We start from the raw sequence: 20,161 nt of genomic DNA on the forward strand, positions 1-20,161 counted from the left end.
GAGGTCACCATGTCAGTTGATTGGGCACAATTGTTAACCTGGCGCATGTTAGCCAATATTTTGGATATCATTGTGGTCTGGTATTTTATTTATAAATTAATCATGTTGATTCGGGGCACGAAAGCCGTGCAGCTTTTCAAAGGCATCATGGTCATTGCCATCATCAAGATTGTCAGTTGGTACCTTGGTCTAAGAACCGTTTCGTACATCATGGATCAATTTATCAGTTGGATTGTGATTGCGTTAATCGTCATCTTCCAACCAGAAATTCGTCGTGGCTTGGAACATATCGGGCGTGGTTCACTATTGATGCGGGGTAATAATCCTAAACTTGAAAAAGAAAACAACTTGATTAAGGCCTTAGATAAGGCGATTCAGTACATGTCAAAGCGGCGAATTGGGGCATTGATTACCATTCAGATGAATACCGGGTTAGAAGACTATATTGAAACCGGGATTGATCTAGACGCCGATGTCACAGGGGAATTATTGATTAATATCTTTATTCCCAACACGCCACTGCATGATGGGGCCGTTATTATTCGCGAGGATAAGATTGCCGTTGCGGCGGCTTACTTGCCACTGTCAGAAAGTAATCTAATTCCTAAGGAACTGGGGACGCGGCATCGTGCGGCTGTCGGGATTAGTGAAGTAACGGACGCGTTGACGATCGTTGTTTCTGAAGAAACCGGTGGTGTCACGTTAACCAAGAATAACGAATTGATGCGCGACTTAACGCGGGAAGATTACTTGAAATACTTAAACTCACACTTAATTACGCAAGAAGAAGATAAGGTGAGCCTATTGCAAGAATTCGTTGACGGCTTCAAAAAAGGAGGCCATAAATAATGAAAAACTTTATAGAAGGGCCTTGGTTGTACCGGATATTAGCGCTTTTCTTATCGTTACTCCTTTTTAGCTACGTTAATATTGATAAAATTAATACCACGCGCCAAATTAATAATAACAACACACAAATGTTAGCGACGCGCAGTGAAACTGTGAAGGTGCCGTTGCAAATTAATGCGGATACCGATAAATATTTTATTACCGGCTATCCTCAAAAAGTTAAAGTAACCTTGTCAGGTCCTAATGCGTTGATCACATCTGCTGTTAATACGTTGAATTTCCGGGTGATTGGCGATTTAACGAAGCTAGGTGCTGGGACGCATACGGTTAAATTAACACAAACCGGGATTAACAAAGACATCAAAGTGAAGATTGAACCAGCTACCATTAAGGTTAAAATTGAACATAAATTGACTAAGGAGTTCCCAGTACAAGTTAACGTCAAGGAAGAAAATTTGGCGACTGGTTATAGTATTGGCAATCCTAAGATTAGTCAAGATGTCGTACAAGTTAGTGGAGCCAAGGCAGCTGTTAATTCAGTTGCGCGAGTGGTAGCGACAATTGATCCTGATAAAGGGACCAAAAATGATATTAACGAAGAAACGCTTCTACAAGCGGTTGATCGTAATGGTAAGACGGTGAATGTTTTAATTTCACCCCAAACTGTTAATATTAAGATTGCCGTTCAGATGAATAAAAAGACGGTCCCACTCAGTTTACAAAAAACGGGTGAAAAGAGCGGCTACCAGTACACGTTGAGTTCAGAAACGGAACAGGTAACGGTGTACGGGAAGAAGCAAACTTTGGCAACCTTAACGGACTTACCACTAACGGTCGATATGACGGATATCACTAAAGATACGACACGCACGGTGACTTTGACGCTTCCAAGTGGCGTCTATGACAGTCATCCTAAACAGGTAAAGGTCAATATTAAGGTTACAGCACCAACTGGGATGACGACTAGTCGTACGGAAACAACAACGCAGTCTTCATCAGAGTCAACGACTTCAATGAGTCAAAGCCAAGTGCAAAGTAGCAGTAGTAGTACGACAAGTGAGAGTCAGACGACTGATAATAATCAAACCAGTGAGTCAAGTAGTAGTAGTGACAACTCAAGCAGTACAGCAAATACGAACGAATCATAAAACGTTTAAGAAGATGGAATGGAGATAATTAGACATGACAAAATATTTTGGAACTGACGGTGTACGTGGCGTTGCTAATCTAGAATTAAGCCCAGAAATGGCATTTAAATTAGGTCGCGCTGGCGGCTACGTTTTAACAAAACACGCTGATAAAAACCAACGGCCTAAAGTGTTAGTTGCTCGCGATACACGGATTTCAGGACAAATGTTGGAACAATCTTTAATTTCTGGCTTATTGTCAGTCGGGATTGAAGTCCTATCATTAGGCGTCATCACAACACCAGCAGTTGCTTATTTAATTAAGGTTCAAGAAGCAAGTGCCGGTATCATGATTTCTGCATCACATAATCCCGCTATTTATAATGGGATTAAATTCTTCGGAGCTGATGGTTATAAATTACCTGATGCCACTGAAGAAGAAATTGAAGCTATTTTAGATGCACCAGAAGATACATTACCACGTCCAGAAGGTGAAGGCCTTGGGACTGTTGAAGAATATCCAGAAGGTGCTTTGAAATATACACAATTCTTGGAACATACAATTCCTGATGATTTAGAAGGCTTAAAAGTGGCTGTTGATGGCGCTAACGGCTCAACAAGTGGTTTGATTAGCCGGGTCTTTGCTGATTTAGAAACTGATTTCACAACAACTGCTACTCATCCTAACGGTTTAAATATCAATGATGGTGTGGGTTCAACCCATCCTGAAAATCTTGTTAAAAAGGTTTTGGAATCAGGCGCTGATATGGGCTTAGCTTTTGATGGCGATGGCGATCGTTGTATCGCAGTCGATGAATTAGGGAACATTATTGATGGCGACAAGATCATGTTTATCTTGGGTCACTATCTTTCTGAAAAAGGTCGCTTGAAACAAGATACAATTGTCACAACAGTGATGAGTAACATTGGCTTGTATAAAGCAATTGAAGCTAATGGAATGAAATCTGCCCAAACAGACGTTGGTGATCGCCACGTCGTTGAAGAAATGCGCGAAAAAGGTTTTAACTTAGGTGGCGAACAATCTGGCCATATCATTATTTTTGACTACCATAATACTGGTGATGGGATGTTAACTGGGATTCAATTAATGAATGTCATGAAACAAACCGGTAAGAAGTTATCAGAATTGGCAGCCCCAGTTCAAACTTACCCACAAAAATTAGTTAACTTAACAGTTAAGGACAAGGATGCTTGGTTAACAAACGATAAGATCCAAGCCGCTATTGATACTGTTGAAAAAGAAATGAACGGTGATGGCCGCGTCTTGGTCCGTCCTAGTGGGACAGAACCACTATTACGTGTCATGTGTGAAGCCGCTACTGAAGAAAAGGTTAACCAATATGCGGACCAAATTGCCGCAGTCGTTCAATCTGAAATTGGTGAATAATTAAAAAGAGTGCGTTTGAAACGGTTTGACTTTGAGCATTAACCTAATTTGACGAATTAGCGATAAAATCGCTGATTTGGCAAATATCGTTAAGCGCAGAAGGCAGTTTCGAAAAGCACGTTTAAATCAAGAGTGCTTTTAGTTGCGGGTAGCAACTGAGCATTAAGACAAAATTGCCAGTAATCCAGGGTTTTAGGATTACTGGCAATTTTATATTAAGCGGAAGTTGTTGCAACCAAAAAGCACGTTTAAACCAAGAGTGCGTTTGAAATTTTCGACGATTCAAAAAGAGCGTAAGACAAAAGTAATTTTGTCTTACGCTCTTTTTTTGTGCTTATGATTTTAATGCCAAGTGATCTGTTGATACATCAAAAAACTAAAAGTAATCAACAAGACAATCGCAGCGGAGATGTAATACCACTCTTTAACAAGAATCATCGGTGCCTCGGTTAATGAAAAATTGTGGCGATAGCGTTTGATGCTGAAGATACTGACTTCATTGACGATTATCAATAAGAGTGGTTCGAGGAGCAACATGAAGCGACTACCAGATGAATCAACGACGTTATCAGCGGTGATATGTAAGGCGACGGTCTGAGGGGCAACCAAGATGAAACCCGCCCCGACTAGTAACCCGATTAGCGAAATGAGGCGAAGCGTTAGAATAGCTTTTTTCATGATCAAGACTCCCGATTAAGTTTTGAATAGGTCTAGTATAGCATAATTTAATAGGATTTATTCAGGACTATACCAATGTTACACATTGATATATACCAATAAAAATCTTGACAATAAAAACGTTGGTGTTATTATATTTAAGTGTTATACCAATTAAAATTAAAAATAAAACCAAAGAGAAAAAGAGGAATTTGATATGTGTGGAATTGTCGGTGTGATTGGTAAAGAAGATACAACTGAAATTTTATTAAATGGTTTAGAAAAATTAGCTTATCGTGGTTATGATTCAGCAGGGATTTATGTTAATAGTCAAACTGGTCGCGATTATTTGGTTAAAGAACCCGGTAAAATTAGTGTTTTAAAAGCCGCAGTTGGTCCTGAAGTACAGGGGACAATTGGTGTTGGTCATACACGTTGGGCAACGCATGGTGTTGCAAGTCAAGCAAATGCTCACCCACACGTTTCAGAAGATGGTCGTTTCTACTTGGTCCACAACGGCGTTTTAACAAACTACGCTGAATTACGTGCAACTTATTTAAGCCAAGTCAACTTTGCAAGTGAAACAGATACTGAAGTGGCCGTTCAATTAATCGCTTATTTAGCTAAGACAGAACAACTATCAGCTAAGGAAGCTTTCCGCAAGGCCCTAACGTTGATTGAAGGCTCATACGCCTTTGTCATGATTGATCGGAACGATCCAGAGACGTTATACGTGGCTAAGAATAAATCACCATTATTAATTGGTGTCGGCGCTGATTTCAACGTTGTTTGTTCAGATGCTTTAGCAATGTTAAACGAAACCAAAGACTTTATTGAAATTCACGACCGCGAAATGGTCACTCTTAAAAAGGACAAGGTTGAAATTGAAGATTTAGACGGGACTTTCATTCATCGTGATAGTTACCATGTTGACATGGATGCCAGTGCAGCTGGCAAAGGGACTTACCCCCATTACATGTTAAAAGAAGTTGACGAACAACCCGCAGTAATGCGCCGTTTGTTAACCGAATATGTGGATGACGCTGGTCAAATGAAAATCGATCCAGCAATTCTTAAGGCAATTGATGACGCAGACCGGATTTATATTGTGGCAGCTGGTACAAGTTACCACGCCGGTTTAATTGGCCAATCATTATTTGAAAAATTAGCTGAAAAACCGGTGGAAGTACATGTGGCCAGTGAATTTGGTTATCACATGCCAATTCTATCGAAGAAACCATTCTTCATTTTCTTAACACAAAGTGGTGAAACAGCTGATAGTCGCCAAGTATTGGTGCAAACGAATAGATTAGGTTATCCAAGCCTAACAATCACGAATAGCCAAGGCTCAACGCTTTCACGAGAAGCCAATTATACACTGTTGCTACATGCGGGTCCTGAAATTGCGGTCGCTTCAACGAAGGCTTACACAGCTCAAATCGCGGTTGAATTATTCTTAGCAGTAGCGCTTGGTCGCCATACCGCTATCAAAGCTGCTCAAGATTTCGATGTTAACCATGAGTTGGCTTTAGTCGCAACCGGGATGGAAACCTTATTGAGTGAAAAACAAGCGATTGAAGATTTCACAACGATGTACTTGAAGACAACCCGCAATGCCTTTTACATCGGCCGTGGCGAAGATTATGCCTTGAGTTTAGAAGCCGCCTTGAAGTTGAAAGAAATTTCATATATTCAAGCAGAAGGTTTTGCTGCCGGTGAATTGAAACATGGGACAATTGCCTTGATTGAAGAAGGGACACCAGTGATGGCCTTCTTAACGGATGCTAAGACGATTGATCATACACGCGGTAACTTGCAAGAAGTTCGCGCACGTGGGGCTAAGACGTTAACAATTGTCAGCGAAGACCACGCCCAAGCTGGCGACCAAGTCGTCTTACCAAATGTTAATCCATTACTAGCACCATTGTTAGGTATCATCCCAGGACAACTGATTGCTTATTATGCAAGTCTTCAAAGAGGCTACGACGTTGACCAACCAAGAAACCTAGCCAAAAGTGTTACAGTAGAATAAGAGTGGTTTTAAAACTGGTTAGCTTCTGAGGATTAGCTCAGGGAGACAAATAAGCGATGGAATCGATTATTTGTCTAACGTGGCTAAACGGAAGAAGCTAGTTTTAAAAGCACGTTTCAAAAATAAGAGTGGTTTTGATACCGGGTAACTTTTGAGCATTTGCCTAACTTGGCGAATTGGCGAAGGATTCGCCGGTTTGACAAGTGTAGCAAAGCACAGAAAGTTGGTATTCAAAGCACGTTTCAAATAAGAGTGGTTTTAAAACTCGATCAGATTTTGAGCATTAACATAGCGTGGCAAATATAAAAAGGCATTCAGATTAATTTCTGAATGCCTTTTTTAGATTTGCTTAAATGTCATAAGTAGCGCGTGGTCCACCGACGTATTTTGGTCGTGATCGGAGTGCTGTCACGTGTGCAGCGCCTAATGTATCGAGACTAGGACGTACGGGAACTTGCACGAATTTCACGTGCATGCCAATGGCCGTATCGCCGATATCAAGGCCGGCATGGGCGACGATATGTTCCACCTCAACGGGATCGCTATATTGTTCAAAAGCAGCAACGGAACAAGCCCCACCAGCGTGCATTGCGGGAACAACGGAGACAATTTCGAAATTGTGTGCTTCAGCGACTGAACGTTCCATTACTAAACTACGATTGATGTGTTCGCAACCTTGGACGGCTAATTGGATATCGAGCGGCTTGAGAATACTTAAAAGGGTTTCGATAATCGTTGCACCGACTTCGCGGCTAGAGGCTTTGCCAATATGGCCACCAACCACCTCACTCGTTGAACAACCGAGCACGAAGATATCGCCACGGCGTAAGTTGGCGGCCGTTAAGACGTCGTTGGTAATTTGGGTTAAATCCTGTTTAATTTGATTGAGATCAATTGACATATAAAAAAACTCCTATTCACTAAAAAGTTGGGGACGAACCCGGTAAAGTTGTTTGACTAAGGAAACTGTGACTAAAATACCAAAGCCATTTTGGACGATATTGCTCAAAATAGAGGCGATTCCTGCGGCCCAACCGAAAAGCCAGCTCGTGGCTAAACAATAACCAACGACCATGATGACGCTCCCGCATAGCAGTGGCATGAATAAGCGTCTGGGCCGTTCATCATTGCGGGTGAGGTACGCGACAACAAAGCCTTGGGTACCATGAATTAAAAGGGAGAACAAGCACCATTCAGGATAACCTGATAATAAATCAATCAGCAAACCACTCAACGCACCAACTGCTAAACCGCCCGGATTCTTTAAAATAATTGCCGTGGTGTAAATACCCACTTCACAGAGCGTGACAAAACCTTTAGTCGCTGGGACGGGAATGATGAATAACATAGATAAAGAAACGGTGAGGGCCGTTAGAATCGCAATAACGGGTATTTGACGCTGTTTAAAATTCATATGAACCTCCTTGGCGCACATTGCCGAAGCCGTGGCGCAGTTGAATCCCATTTTGAATCCCGTGATAGACGAATTGTTTAGCCACTTTAACCGCGGGATAAATATCACGATCGCTCGCGATTGCCGCTGTAATAGCGGCCGATAAGGTACAGCCAGCACCGTTGCGAGTCGTACTCGTTAAGCGGGGCGCGCTGAGGTAGTGGTTAGTTGTGCCACTGCGCAACAAATCGATGGCGTCATCATCAGGGAAACGTTGCCCACCCTTGATAACGACGTGTTGTGGTCCGAGAGATTGGATAATGGTTGCGGCTTGTTCCAGTTCTGCCCGTGTCTGAATCTGGGGCAAGCCACTTAGTAATTGGGCTTCAACTAGATTAGGGGTTACGACTAGGGATTGCGGCAATAAGAATTCCTTCAGACTATCTAGATACTGTTGTTGCAGCTTATCAGTGGTTTCTTTGAAGGCCAAGACAGGATCCGTGATGATTTGCAAATGCGGTTGTTTTTGTAAAAGACGACCAATTTTTTCAAGTGTCGTGGCATCGTTAATTAAGCCGATTTTGATAGCCGTTAGTGGCACGTAATGTAAGATGGCTTCAATCTGGGCTAATACCGTTTTAGTTTCGATATTCTGAATTTGAAAAGTTTGATCCGGCATGACCGTTGCGAGGCAGGTGACGGCACTGACGCCGAAGTGACCGAAGGCTTCGAAGGTTTTCAAATCCGCCTGTAAGCCGCCACCGCCCAATGTATCAGAACCAGCAATAGTTAGAATGTTTGACATAAGCCGCCTCCTTTTGGTTATATTAACCTTAACGGATAGTGTGATGGGACAAAAGAGCCAATTGGCTTGTTTTTTTACCAGCCAATTTATACACTTAAAGAGAGGTGAGGACTTGATAGAGTGGGCACGTTATTTACCAGCACAGAAACCAAAATATTTAGCGATTAAAAAAATGGTGATTAGCCTATTAGAACAGGGGTTACTATCGCCAGGTGAACAGTTACCGGCAGAACGATGGTTAGCTACGCAATTAACAGTGAACCGCTCGACTGTGACGCGAGCGTTTGATGAGCTGACGACAGATGGTATATTGGTGCGGCGTGTTGGTAGTGGGACTTTCGTCAGTCAACAGGCTGGTGAACAACAAGCGCAGCGGCGCGTTAATTGGCATACGTATTTAACGTCGCAACCTTTTCAAGTCGGGCAAGTAAAGCGCCAGGCACTGCAACAATTAATTGCACAGCAACCCGCCGATTTAATCGATGTTTATTCGAGCGACTTACCAGCTGATTTGATGCCGCAATTCCAATTTCCACCGTTAACGTGGCAAGATTTTAACCGCGCCCAAGAAGCAGAAACACGACTTGGGTACGCGCCATTGTTAACGGCGATTAACCGCTTGAATCAGGAGAATCAAAAATTAGTGTTACCTGAAGGCCAACTCCTATTGACCGCGGGTGCGCAACAGTCACTTTTTCTAGTATTGCAGGGATTATTGGTACCGGGGGATGCGGTCGCAGTTGAATCACCGTCATTTTTCCACGAAGCGACGTTATTTGAAGCAACTGGGATTCGCTCGTTTGGTGCACCACTTGATACAGAAGGTATTCAATTGGCTGCGCTGGAGCAATTGATTGTAAAGCATCGCATTAAATTAGTCATTCTCAATCCCAATTATCAAAATCCGACGGGCCAAGTCATGAGCTTAGAACGACGGCAGGCGGTTATTCGGCTTTGCCAAACGTATCAAGTACCAATTGTCGAAGATGATGTTTTTGGTTGGTTACGCTTTGAAACGACGCCAGCCTTGCCAACGTTAAAACAACTTGATCCTGAAAATGTGATTTATATGAGCTCTTTATCGAAAATTATGGGTGTCAGTACCCGAATTGGATGGGTTGCTGCAACGCCGCAAGTGATTGACCAATTGGTGCGTGTTCAGCGGGAAATGGATTTAGTTCCAAGTATTATGTCGCAAGTGATGGCCGCCTTGGCAATTCAGGAGCCGCATTTTCAAACGCAATTAGTCGCATTGCGTCAGCAGCTACAAATAAGGGCACGACAGACGCAACGGGTTTTGGCGCGTGCATTGCCTAACTGGCAGTTCAGTGTGGCCCAAGGTGGTTTTTATATTTGGGCGACCCGGGCAGTTAAACCGTATGCATTAGCACCATTTGTTGCGGCGCATGTGGCACTAGCACCAGGCACATTATTTGGTGCACATCAGGCTGCTTTTCGGATTAATTTTGCGCGTCTCAATACGTCTCAACTAACGGCATTGGCGCAGCGATTACAACGACTTTTAAATGAGGAGGGCTGATTAATGACAGAAAAATTTGTACCGGAAATTTATACACCACTTAAAACGAGTGTTGTTGGACCACCCGCAATTGCGCGCCAAGTTGGTGGGATTAAGATTTTAGGCCAGAAAATTAAAACATTGATCTTCACGACTGACGTGGCGATTGTCAATAATACGAATGCGGATGCTGTACTGGCTGTTTATCCCTTTACGCCGCATCCAGCGGTCATGAATGCCATCAGTAATGTGGCGACCATTCCAGTTTTAAACGGGATTGGTGGCGGGCTGACAGCGGGGAGTCGCTCAGCGTATATGGGCTTATTGGCGGAAGCGGCTGGTTCAATGGGGGTGGTGGTCAATGCGCCAACTTCCGTTGAGACCATTAAAATGATTAATAAGGTAGTGGATGTGCCAATCGTTGGTACCGTTGTCTCAGAACGTCAGAACTATGCGGCCCAGATTGAAGCCGGGGTTTCAATTCTTAATGTGAGTGGTGCAGCAAAAACGCCCGCGATTATTAAAGCCATTCGGCAAAAATATCCGCAAATCCCAATCATCGCGACGGGTGGGCATGATGAAGAGACTATTCTAAGTACGATTGAGGCTGGCGCCAATGCGTTGACCTACACGCCGCCGACTAACGGGGAGTTATTCGCTAAGAAAATGGCGGACTATCGTGCGGATTTAGATTAGTTGAAAGTTGACGATTTGCGAATTCCCCCGTATGCTTAAGAGATATTGAAGGAGGTTTTTGAATGATTCGTCAAGCAACAATTGAAGATGCACAAAGTGTCTTACCCATTATTAATATTGTTTTTGAAGAAATGGAGATGCCACTTTTTCAGGAGATACCGCTCGAAAATCTATTTAAGATCTTAAAACAGGCATTTGAAATGCCAGAATACCGGTATAGCTATGCTAATACACTGGTTTATGAAGAAGACGGTGAAATATTAGGGATTGTCGTTGGTTTCCCAGAAGAAAAGGAAGCCCACATCGATGATGCACTAGCACCACTTTTCCCACAAATCGGCTTACCTGAAGAAACCCGCTTTTTCACGGATAAAGAAGCCCAACCAGGTGAATGGTATTTAGACACACTAGCCGTGGCCGAACATGCACAAGGACGTGGTGTTGGGACCGCCCTTTTGAAGGCCTTGCCCGATTATTTGAAGCAACGCGGTGAGAAGATGATCAGTCTGAGCGTCGATTTACAAAATCCAGGGGCTAAGAAATTATATGAGCGCATGGGCTTTGTAAAACAAGGTGAGCTAATGATTGGTGATCACCGTTATGAACATATGGTCAAAGCAATTTAATTTAAAATTTTAGAAAAAGGCTCGGACAAATTTACGTTTGTCCGAGCCTTTTACTTTAATCATGGCGATGATATACTAATATAAAAGTGGTTTAATACGTTAACTATACAATGGTAGAATTGGGGTATCATTTAGACATGAAGCGAAAAACGATGAGCTGTGCAACGGGTTGTTCAATTGGCTGTCTAACCGTCATGCTGTTATTTGGTGTACTGATTTTAACGATGTGTCATGTGCCAAAAGCAAAATACGGACCATATATGGCAGCAGGTGATCGTTATTATCGAACGGTGCTGGGGATAACACCCAAGATAACGCATGATCGAATGTTGGCTGATGAAGCGGGTGGTTTTGACGTAACCGTTAAATTTACGAAAGCGCAACGTAAAAAGGCTTTGACCAGACTATATATGAAATCAATGTCGGGAAATAGTGAGTATTCATTTCGGGGCACTTCGACAACCCCTAATATTGTTGACTTATCAAAACATGAAACGATGCTTTTGGAGAAATCCAACGAATATTCAGAATTCAATCAACCAGTTTCTGAAATGCTGAGTGGTTTATTAGAAGGAAGTGCCAATAGAACTGAAATAAATGATTTAACCAATGGCGGGGAGATTCACTTTTACTCAACTGAACTCGCTTTTTGGCGTCGTTTTTTAGAGCATTATACGTGGCTAAAAACGAGACCATTCAAAGAGAGAATCCAGTGGCTAAGTCGACAGACGAATAGTAGAAACTATTTTTATATTAAAAAATATATTCCAGTAAAAGAAATGTCAACGGGGATGCTCGCTAATTTGATTGAATCCGAAAATGAGGGACTATCTGAACCAATGATGAAGAAATATTTACCAATAGAAATAATTCGGAATTTTCCAGTGGGTAGTCTTTATGAAATTGAGCTTGAGAATCAGCAGTCTCGTAATTTGTATGAGTCAAACGAAGAATACAAATTAATTCCAAGCCGGTACGAGTATCCGGTATCGTATTGATTACCAAACTAAAAAACGTTATTAGCACGAATGCTAATAACGTTTTTTTAGTTCAGTAACTGAATTTTAATTTTACGATAACAACGGCATAATCACCGTGGTCCATAGCCAACTAAGTGGCATGACGAGAATCATCGCCGGAATCATATCCGCAATCGGGAACTCTTTAATTTTAACCATTCGGAAACCAGTTGCGAGCATTAAAAAGCCACCACAGGCTTTGAAATCAGCAATCATACTGGGATTGGTTAATGGGAAAATTAATTTAGCGAGTAAGAAAATAATATAGAAGATAATAAATTGTGGAATGGCAATCGCCGAAACGACGTACCCTAAGTTGCATGCGAAAATCGCGGCGGTGAAGAAATCGAGCACTGATTTGGAAATAAGGATAGTGCTATTACCAGTCATACCGGCATCGAGCGTACCATAGATACCGGTGCCGCCTGCACAAAATAAAACAATGACGGTTACGAGGGCTGAAATAAATTCAGCATCGGTCAAAGTTGTTTTACGAACTGGGAATAGTTTTGAAATGGGCTTTTCCATTAAGACAGCGCCACGATCAATCCAGTGACCGAAGTGAACGGCTAAACCAATACCGGTCCCTAAGACAATTGCGAGGATAACGGCCGGCATATTTCGCATGACGACAATTGCGTTGATGCCCATCCCCATTGAACAAACGCCGAAGATTAAAGTGATCTCTGTTTTAAATCTAGCGGATAGTTTATCACCCAATAAACCACCGATAATACCGCCGAATAAGACGGATAATGAATTAATAATGACGCCAGTTGGCATTGTAAAGACCCCTTTAATTTTAAAAATAACATATTCAACTATACCAATTAAAAAAAGGGGAGGCAAATTTTTATGAATTTAACGTTGGACAACAAAAAAGTCACCGCTTTTGGCGATGACTCATCTGTTTAACTAAAGCGAAGCGTGTTAGGTGCTAGCTTACGAATGAAAGCTTTTGGTTGTGTATACACCCAATGATTCAAAACGGCCGCAATTAGAATGCAGGAAATCTGATCTGCATCTTCAGCGATTGCTAATTTAAAAGTAGGCCCAGTACTTGTCAGGATAACATTAGTTTGCATGATGGTTTGGGTATGGTAGATAATGCGGTATTGATTCTGAATTAGGTCACCCATAATTAGCCAGTTGAGATTTTTAACATAGACGAATTCACGCCAAACACCCCAAATCTTCTGGAGGCTGCCGATTGATTGGCCGTTTTGAAATAGTTCAAAACTGGGTGAAAACCCGAGTGATTTCTGTTTGATTTCACCGAGTAATTCACCCGAAAGCCGGTAGAGCGAAAACCCATCTTGGCGTAAGCCGCGACTACCGACTAAGAGGAACAAGGGCCGTTGGTGGTCATCCATAATCGTTGAGACCCCTTTTAAGGCACTTGCTTGATGCTTAATGTATAAATCAGGCATGCGCCATCACTTCTTTTCGGCTGCTTGGTTAATGTCGATGGCGTGGTAAATAGCTTGGGCAACGCCATCTTGTGTGTTTTTAGCGGTATGGTAATTGGCTAAGTCGGTAATCGTGGGCACTGCATTAGCCATTGCCACGCCGATGCCCGCTGCTTCAATCATGGAATAATCATTGAGGTTATCACCGATCGCCATTGTTTCAGACATTGGAATTCCTTTTTCTTTGGCATAGGCTGCGAGTGCAATCCCTTTTTGCGCATTGATGTGGTTGATCTCGATGTTATTGCTTGAAGAAGAGGTGACAATTAAATCACCGCGTTCTTCACAGAAAACCTTCACGGGTTCTAGATCAGCGAGGCCTTTCGTACTAAAGGCAATAATTTTAACAATTTTGATGGTTGGATCCGCAATAATGCCGGCATAATGATCATCGACATAGTTGATATTCATTAATTCTAGGCGCGCTGCAGCTAGGGCAACGGCAATTTTATAACTGGTATCAGGATTGAGGTCGACTAATAGATCGGCCACATTTTGAATCCGGTTGACTTGGCTGTCAGAATAATTACCAGCGGTGGTCATCAATTCAAAGTAGTAACCACTAGCGCGTAATTCATCCGTAACTGCCACGACAGTAGCAGGTTCAATTGGAATATTGATGACTTCGTTGCCCAATTGATCGAAAACTTGAGCGCCATTCATGGTGATTAAGGCTGGTTTGATACCACCTTCAGCCATTAGTGGCAGTGATTCGTTGCGACTGCGCCCGGTAGCGACGATGAATTCAATCCCAGCGTCTTGAGCCGCTTTGATGGCATTGATGTTATCATCAGAAACCTGCATTTTATCATTTAAAAGGGTACCGTCCATGTCAGATGCGATAAGTGAAATCAATTCAATTCCTCCTGAAAACGTATTTTTAAAGACTTAGTTATATCTTAGCATGGGAGGGCACATTCTTCTAGCAACTTGTGTTAAAACAAGATAAACTAATCGGTGAGGTGAAAAAATGAAAACAATTATTCATAATGATTGGCAAACTGTTTTAGCACCAGAGTTTGCCAAACCTTATTATGGTCAGTTGCATCAATTTTTGAAGCAAGAATATGCGACGACTACGGTTTACCCGGAGATGCATCACATTTTCCAGGCTTTCGAGTGGACGCCATTCGAACAAGTCAAAGTTGTGATACTGGGTCAAGATCCTTATCACGGCCCACATCAAGCGCATGGCTGTAGTTTCTCGGTATTACCAGGTGTTAAAGTACCGCCATCATTAAAGAATATCTATAAGGAACTACAAACGGATGTCGATTTCAATCCCGTTAATCATGGCTATTTGAAGGCCTGGGCAGATCAAGGCGTGTTCCTATTAAATACTGTGTTGACCGTGCGAGCTGGTGAGGCCAATTCTCATCGCCAGCAAGGTTGGGAGCAACTAACTGATGCGGCGATTGCGGCCTTGTCAAAACGCGGGCACGTGGTCTTTATTTTATGGGGCAATGCGGCTAAAGCCAAACGGGCCTTAATCGATGAAAGTCAAAATGCAGTGTTAACGGCCGTTCATCCAAGTCCGCTAGCAGCCTACCATGGCTTCTTTGGCTCCAAACCATTTTCACAAACAAATCGGCAGTTAAAACAGTGGGCAATGACGCCCATTAATTGGCAATTACCACAAGACGTTTCTGAACAAAAATAAAACGCTCTCATTATTGACTTGTCGGACGATAAGAAACGTTGTATGATTGTATCAGATTATAAATAAAACGCTTTTATGGAGGTTACTATTTTGGATTTATTTGAAAGTTTGAAAGCAAAAATTACGAGTCATGATTTTAAGATTGTTTTTCCTGAAGGAACAGAACCTAGAATTATTGGTGCAGCAGCCCGTTTGAATGCTGACCGGATTTTAAAACCAATTCTAATCGGGGATGCAGCCGATATTCAAAGCATTGCATCTGCCAAGGGGTTTAACCTCGCAGGGATTACAATTATCGATCCTAAAGCGTATCCTCAAGCAGATTTTGACACAATGGTAGCCGCTTTTGTTGAACGTCGTAAAGGTAAAGCAACGACGGAACAAGCCCAAACTATTTTACAAGATCCTAATTATTTTGGCACAATGATGGTTTATCTTGATTTGGCCGACGGAATGGTTTCAGGTGCTGTTCACTCAACTGGTGATACAGTTCGCCCAGCCCTTCAAATCATCAAAACAAAACCTGGTATTCAACGGACAAGTGGGGCCTTCATCATGCAACGTGGCCGCGACAACGAACGTTATTTATTCTCAGACTGTGCCATCAACATCAATCCAAATGCGCAAGAACTAGCAGAGATTGCAGTGGCTTCAGCACGTACTGCTGAATTATTTGATATTGATCCTAAAGTGGCGCTTTTAAGCTTTTCAACAATGGGTTCTGCCCGTGGCGAAGAAGTGACAAAGGTTCAAGAAGCAACCAAGATTGCCCAAGAATTAGCACCTGACTTAGACATCGACGGTGAATTACAATTCGATGCCGCTTACGTCCCAGTAGTTGCTAACCAAAAAGCCCCAGATTCAAAAGTGGCAGGTCAAGCAAACGTTTTTGTTTTCCCAGAATTACAATCAGGGAACATTGGCTACAAGATTGCCCAACGTTTCGGTAACTTCGAAGCAATCGGTCCAATCCTACAAGGCTTAAATAAACCAATCTCAGATTTATCACGTGGGAGCAATGAAGAAGATGTTTACAAGTTAGCCATCATCACAGCTGCCCAAGCATTGCAAAATTAGAGTATTGATTAAAGAGGCTTAAGATAATGGCGACGTTATCTTAAGCCTCTTTATGTTTGTTTTTGGGAATCTTCGGATAGCAATGCTTTCCTCACTTGTTATTTTTCGGTATAATGCAGACAAAGAGTCAATAGAATGAGGCGAATTATGTTAGAATTTCAAACAACGCAACCAGAAGAAACGATTACGATTGCTAAAAAATTAGGACGTCAATTGCAAGCAGGTGATGTTTTACTACTTGACGGTGATTTGGGTGCCGGTAAAACAACTTTCACTAAGGGATTAGCGGAAGGTTTGGATATTAAACGGTATATCAAAAGTCCTACGTTTACTTTGATTCGAGAATACCCAGATGGCCGGATTCCACTTTATCATATGGATGTTTATCGGTTAGAAGAAACCGGCGCCAGTGATCTTGGTTTAGAGGAATATTTTGATGGGGATGGCGTTTCAGTCATTGAATGGAGTCAATTTATTGCTGATGAATTACCAAGTGACTACTTGACGATTCATTTCAATAAAAATGATGACGACGATCAGATGCGGACGCTTGTTTTTGAACCGCATGGCGCACGCTATACAGCCTTGGTCGAGGCTAGTTTTGACAACTAAATCGCTAGTAATTCGGCCTGTGCAGGAAACGGATGCACGGGCTTATTTATGTTTTTTAAACCAAGTGGTGCAGGAAACGCCATATTTACCAATTGCAGCAGAAAACTTGGCGATGTCTGAGGCGTTTTGCGAACTGATGTTACAAGCCGTGCTTGATAGTTCGACTGATGCTCTATGGGTGGCAGTTGATGGGGCTACAATTGTGGGCGCCGCTCGTTTGGTGAGCGAACCTGAACCAGGTTTGCAACATATTGGTGAATTGAGTGTTGCTGTTTTAAAGGCGCATTGGCGCCAAAAAATTGGCACCCGATTACTAGACGCACTATTACAAACAATCAGCGCTAGTGGGCAACCACGCCGGGTCGTGTTAACAGTTCAAGAACGGAATCAACGCGCGTTTCAACTTTATCAGCAATTTGGTTTTCAAGTTGAGGCTAAACTAAAGGCGGGCTATTATGATCCGGCAGTCGGGATGCTACCGGTATTACAAATGGTCCGCTTGATTAATATAGAGTAGGAGATTTTAAAGTGGCACAACAACGCATAAAAGGGATTTATTTAGCAATTTTAGGCTCAATTTTTTGGGGGATTCAGGGCCCTGTTTCACAATGGTTATTCACAGACACGTCAATTGCACCTGAATGGCTGATGGGCGTTAAGATGGGTCTTTCAGGGCTGTTCTTACTAGGCTATGCATTCAGTAAGCAACCGAAAACTGTCACAGCAGTTTGGCGGCAACCACGAGATGCTGGTCGACTATTGGCTTTTGCTATTTTAGGATTATCAGCTGTCCAATACGCTTATTTTTTAACAATTCAGGCCAGTAATGCGCCAACCACGACGATTTTGCAGCAATTAGGGACCGTTATGATTATTATCATCAGTCTTGTGATTTATCATAAGAAACCTAGTCGAACGGAATTAATTGCTGTGATTGTCGCTTTATTAGGGACTTGGTTATTGGTCACTAAGGGGCAACTAACTCAGTTATCGATTTCAGGTGCCGCTTTAGGGCTTGGTTTGTACCTCGGCTTTTCTGGGGCGTTAAACACGTTAATCCCAGGGAAACTGTTTCAAAAGTACGATACATTAGTAATTGTAGCCTGGGCGATGCTAATTGGTGGCGTGTTATTTAATGTAATTCATCCATTTTGGGTGGATGCCCCACCAATGAATATGCCAACAATCATCAGTGTGTTATTTATTGCCATTTTTGGGACGGCTTTGGCGAACCTTTGCTTTTTAGGAAGTTTGAATTATATTACTCCCACAACGGCCGGTTTATTGAATACTTTTGAACCGTTAGCTGCGACAATTGGGACAGTGTTATTTTTAAAAACGAGTTTCAATCATTGGGAAGTTATCGGTGGCTTGCTCGTTATCAGCACAGTTTTCATTCTTAGCTTTGGAAATCGCCGAGAAATCAGTAAAAAATAAGTTAACGTAATAAAGTAAATGTGGTACAATTATTAGTGGATAAAAAGCTATTTAACCATTAGTGCGATTGCTAATGGTTAAATGTATTAATGACACACCTTAATGTTGATTTAGCTTTAATCCACCATTGCTAATAAAGAGGCTATCAGTAACCATTTCAGTTACTGATAGCCTCTTTTGTTGGTAGGATTAAATCGCTTTGAAGGGCACTCTATTTAAAACGTGCGTTCAAAGCTAACTTTTCCATCTTGCTACGTATTGCAAATAATCGACTAAAGTCGCTTATTCACAACACTATGCAAGTACTCGAAGTTAAACCGCTTTGAAGGGCACTCTAGCCGATTATTTTTGTGACCTGTTTTAGTGGGTCTGTGCCAAAATCTTGTGCTTCTTTAATCAAGATTTTGGCGCATGCGATACTGTCAGCTAGTGCATTGTGGTGATTTTCGAGTGGAATTTCTAAGTTGGTACATAATGTATTTAACTTATGATTTTCAAATTGGGGATAAAGCCGACGACTAGTTGTTAAAGTGTCGAGGGCTAAATAGTGAGGTTCTGGGATGTCGTAGTGTTGGAGTGTGCTACGAAGGACACCGATATCAAAGGTCGCATTGTGCGCCACAACTAATTTTTGCGGTGTGAAAAAAGGTGCGATGTGTGGCCACACTTGATCAAACTTAGGGGCTTGGGCCACATCTTCTTCATAAATACCGTGAATCTGGCTATTACGGCTACTAAAATAAGTTTCAGGTTTAATAAGGGTGTAAAATTGATCGACAATTTGATCGTTACGAACGACGACCAGTGCGATTGAACAAGCACTGTCGCGTTGACCATTGGCGGTTTCAAAATCCATTGCAACGAAATTCACTGTTTCTACCTCGCTTTATTTGAAGTTTGCTTATTTTAAGCGAATAAATCTTGTGTGTCAAGTTCTACGGGACAATGGTCGGAGCCATAGATTTCTGTATGGATTTTGGCATCCATTAATTTTGGTTGGAGCTCGTCAGAAGTGATGAAATAGTCAATTCGCCAACCGGCGTTGTTATCACGCGCATGGAATCGATAACTCCACCATGAATAAATATCGGCTTGGTCGGGATAGAAATAACGGAAAGTGTCTGTGAATCCTGATTGAAGAAGGGTTGTCATTTGGGCCCGTTCTTCATCAGAAAAACCAGCGCTCTTGTGGTTGGTCCGATCATTTTTCAAATCAATCGCTTCGTGGGCCACGTTTAAATCGCCACAGAAAATAACCGGCTTTTGCGTACCTAGTTGTTGCACGTAAGCTCTAAACGCGTTTTCCCAAGTCATGCGGTAATCTAACCGTTTTAATTGATTTTGCGAATTAGGGGTGTAGCAAGTAATCAAGAAGAATTGAGGGTATTCTAAAGTGATCACCCGGCCTTCGTGGTCATGTTCGGGTTGTTGAATACCATAAGTGACGTTGAGTGGTTCATGTTTTGTAAAAATAGCCGTACCAGAATAACCTTTTTTTTCAGCATAATTAAAATATTGATGGTAGCCAGGTAGATCAAGTTCAACTTGACCAGCTTGCATTTTTGTTTCTTGTAGACAGAAAAAATCAGCATCTAATTGTTCAAAAGTAGCCATAAAATCCTTTTTTAAGACGGCTCGTAAGCCATTAACATTCCAAGAGATAAATTTCATAGATCTTCGCCTCGTTTCTATCCTATATTTTAACGGTCTATGCGTAATTACGCAAAAGAAGTGTTGACTGTTCAATTACGGTCTACTTTGTTAAACTAGAATAA

Annotated in this window: 22 protein-coding genes; 13 read left to right on the plus strand and 9 right to left on the minus strand. The window is 42.1% G+C overall.

Features of this window, described 5'->3' with window-relative positions; translation table 11 throughout:
* The first annotated feature begins 9 nt into the window (after positions 1 to 9).
* From cdaA to glmM, 3 genes are read left to right on the plus strand one after another with little or no spacing between them, the layout of a single operon-like run.
* Entirely contained in the window at positions 10 to 849 is an 840-nt protein-coding gene (gene cdaA, locus ACPBEH_RS10675) for a diadenylate cyclase CdaA (RefSeq protein WP_016265421.1), read from the plus strand.
* On the plus strand, positions 849 to 1,997 hold the full coding sequence (locus ACPBEH_RS10680) for a CdaR family protein (RefSeq protein ID WP_231953038.1): 1,149 nt from the start codon (positions 849 to 851) through the stop codon (positions 1,995 to 1,997). Before cdaA ends, ACPBEH_RS10680 begins: the two co-directional genes overlap by 1 nt.
* 34 nt (positions 1,998 to 2,031) lie before the next feature.
* Positions 2,032 to 3,384: a phosphoglucosamine mutase gene (gene glmM, locus ACPBEH_RS10685; RefSeq protein ID WP_016265419.1), complete on the plus strand. Its 1,353-nt coding sequence runs from the start codon at positions 2,032 to 2,034 to the stop codon at positions 3,382 to 3,384.
* 342 nt (positions 3,385 to 3,726) lie between these two features.
* Here glmM and ACPBEH_RS10690 read toward each other — a convergent pair whose 3' ends face one another.
* Entirely contained in the window at positions 3,727 to 4,062 is a 336-nt protein-coding gene (locus ACPBEH_RS10690; protein ID WP_424349156.1) for a hypothetical protein, read from the minus strand.
* 196 nt (positions 4,063 to 4,258) lie between these two features.
* Here ACPBEH_RS10690 and glmS point away from each other — a divergent pair, with 196 nt between their 5' ends.
* Entirely contained in the window at positions 4,259 to 6,073 is a 1,815-nt protein-coding gene (glmS, locus tag ACPBEH_RS10695) for a glutamine--fructose-6-phosphate transaminase (isomerizing) (RefSeq protein ID WP_424349157.1), read from the plus strand.
* Between the two features lie 349 nt (positions 6,074 to 6,422).
* On the opposite strand, the gene ACPBEH_RS10700 is transcribed toward glmS, so the two are convergent.
* The 3 genes from ACPBEH_RS10700 to thiD are packed head-to-tail and all read right to left on the minus strand — an operon-like array spanning position 6,423 to position 8,271.
* Positions 6,423 to 6,974, minus strand: coding sequence for a TIGR01440 family protein (locus tag ACPBEH_RS10700; protein WP_424349158.1), 552 nt, complete (start codon positions 6,972 to 6,974; stop codon positions 6,423 to 6,425).
* 12 nt (positions 6,975 to 6,986) lie between these two features.
* Positions 6,987 to 7,487 (minus strand): ECF transporter S component, encoded by a 501-nt coding sequence (locus ACPBEH_RS10705; RefSeq protein ID WP_424349159.1) that lies wholly within the window; start codon positions 7,485 to 7,487, stop codon positions 6,987 to 6,989.
* Positions 7,477 to 8,271, minus strand: a complete 795-nt coding sequence (thiD, locus tag ACPBEH_RS10710) for a bifunctional hydroxymethylpyrimidine kinase/phosphomethylpyrimidine kinase (protein ID WP_424349160.1) — start codon at positions 8,269 to 8,271, stop codon at positions 7,477 to 7,479. Before thiD ends, ACPBEH_RS10705 begins: the two co-directional genes overlap by 11 nt.
* 112 nt (positions 8,272 to 8,383) lie before the next feature.
* Between thiD and ACPBEH_RS10715 the strand changes: the two genes are divergently transcribed.
* The 4 genes from ACPBEH_RS10715 (at position 8,384) to ACPBEH_RS10730 (ending at position 12,110) form a co-directional block, all read left to right on the plus strand.
* A complete protein-coding gene (locus ACPBEH_RS10715) occupies positions 8,384 to 9,811 on the plus strand; it encodes a PLP-dependent aminotransferase family protein (RefSeq protein ID WP_424349161.1) in 1,428 nt (475 codons plus the stop codon).
* Between the two features lie 3 nt (positions 9,812 to 9,814).
* Positions 9,815 to 10,486 carry a hydrolase gene (locus ACPBEH_RS10720; protein WP_424349162.1) on the plus strand — a complete coding sequence of 224 codons (672 nt, stop codon included), beginning with the start codon at positions 9,815 to 9,817 and terminating at the stop codon, positions 10,484 to 10,486.
* Positions 10,487 to 10,548: 62 nt separating this feature from the next.
* On the plus strand, positions 10,549 to 11,112 hold the full coding sequence (locus tag ACPBEH_RS10725) for an N-acetyltransferase family protein (protein WP_424349163.1): 564 nt from the start codon (positions 10,549 to 10,551) through the stop codon (positions 11,110 to 11,112).
* Between the two features lie 137 nt (positions 11,113 to 11,249).
* Positions 11,250 to 12,110: a hypothetical protein gene (locus tag ACPBEH_RS10730; RefSeq protein ID WP_424349164.1), complete on the plus strand. Its 861-nt coding sequence runs from the start codon at positions 11,250 to 11,252 to the stop codon at positions 12,108 to 12,110.
* Positions 12,111 to 12,182: 72 nt separating this feature from the next.
* Here the strand turns inward: ACPBEH_RS10730 and ACPBEH_RS10735 are convergent, their stop codons facing one another.
* From ACPBEH_RS10735 to ACPBEH_RS10745, 3 genes are all read right to left on the minus strand, one after another.
* Positions 12,183 to 12,914, minus strand: coding sequence for a DUF554 domain-containing protein (locus ACPBEH_RS10735; RefSeq protein WP_424349165.1), 732 nt, complete (start codon positions 12,912 to 12,914; stop codon positions 12,183 to 12,185).
* Positions 12,915 to 13,042: 128 nt separating this feature from the next.
* Positions 13,043 to 13,561: an LURP-one-related/scramblase family protein gene (locus ACPBEH_RS10740; protein ID WP_424349166.1), complete on the minus strand. Its 519-nt coding sequence runs from the start codon at positions 13,559 to 13,561 to the stop codon at positions 13,043 to 13,045.
* A gap of 6 nt (positions 13,562 to 13,567) precedes the next feature.
* Positions 13,568 to 14,455 (minus strand): Cof-type HAD-IIB family hydrolase, encoded by an 888-nt coding sequence (locus ACPBEH_RS10745; protein WP_424349167.1) that lies wholly within the window; start codon positions 14,453 to 14,455, stop codon positions 13,568 to 13,570.
* Between the two features lie 115 nt (positions 14,456 to 14,570).
* Between ACPBEH_RS10745 and ACPBEH_RS10750 the strand changes: the two genes are divergently transcribed.
* From ACPBEH_RS10750 to ACPBEH_RS10770, 5 genes are all read left to right on the plus strand, one after another.
* Positions 14,571 to 15,260, plus strand: coding sequence for a uracil-DNA glycosylase (locus ACPBEH_RS10750; RefSeq protein ID WP_424349168.1), 690 nt, complete (start codon positions 14,571 to 14,573; stop codon positions 15,258 to 15,260).
* Between the two features lie 90 nt (positions 15,261 to 15,350).
* The gene (pta, locus tag ACPBEH_RS10755) at positions 15,351 to 16,337 is read left to right on the plus strand and encodes a phosphate acetyltransferase (RefSeq protein WP_424349169.1); all 987 of its coding nucleotides are present in this window, start codon (positions 15,351 to 15,353) and stop codon (positions 16,335 to 16,337) included.
* A gap of 147 nt (positions 16,338 to 16,484) precedes the next feature.
* On the plus strand, positions 16,485 to 16,949 hold the full coding sequence (gene tsaE, locus ACPBEH_RS10760; RefSeq protein ID WP_011375037.1) for a tRNA (adenosine(37)-N6)-threonylcarbamoyltransferase complex ATPase subunit type 1 TsaE: 465 nt from the start codon (positions 16,485 to 16,487) through the stop codon (positions 16,947 to 16,949).
* Entirely contained in the window at positions 16,939 to 17,466 is a 528-nt protein-coding gene (locus ACPBEH_RS10765; RefSeq protein WP_424349170.1) for an N-acetyltransferase family protein, read from the plus strand. Before tsaE ends, ACPBEH_RS10765 begins: the two co-directional genes overlap by 11 nt.
* 11 nt (positions 17,467 to 17,477) lie before the next feature.
* On the plus strand, positions 17,478 to 18,386 hold the full coding sequence (locus ACPBEH_RS10770; protein WP_424349171.1) for a DMT family transporter: 909 nt from the start codon (positions 17,478 to 17,480) through the stop codon (positions 18,384 to 18,386).
* Between the two features lie 334 nt (positions 18,387 to 18,720).
* On the opposite strand, the gene ACPBEH_RS10775 is transcribed toward ACPBEH_RS10770, so the two are convergent.
* On the minus strand, positions 18,721 to 19,257 hold the full coding sequence (locus ACPBEH_RS10775; RefSeq protein ID WP_424349172.1) for a 3'-5' exonuclease: 537 nt from the start codon (positions 19,255 to 19,257) through the stop codon (positions 18,721 to 18,723).
* Positions 19,258 to 19,292: 35 nt separating this feature from the next.
* Positions 19,293 to 20,057 carry an exodeoxyribonuclease III gene (locus ACPBEH_RS10780; protein ID WP_424349173.1) on the minus strand — a complete coding sequence of 255 codons (765 nt, stop codon included), beginning with the start codon at positions 20,055 to 20,057 and terminating at the stop codon, positions 19,293 to 19,295.
* Between the last annotated feature and the right edge of the window lie 104 nt (positions 20,058 to 20,161).

The sequence above is a fragment of the Latilactobacillus parasakei genome, assembly GCF_049674265.1.
Taxonomy (GTDB): domain Bacteria; phylum Bacillota; class Bacilli; order Lactobacillales; family Lactobacillaceae; genus Latilactobacillus; species Latilactobacillus sakei.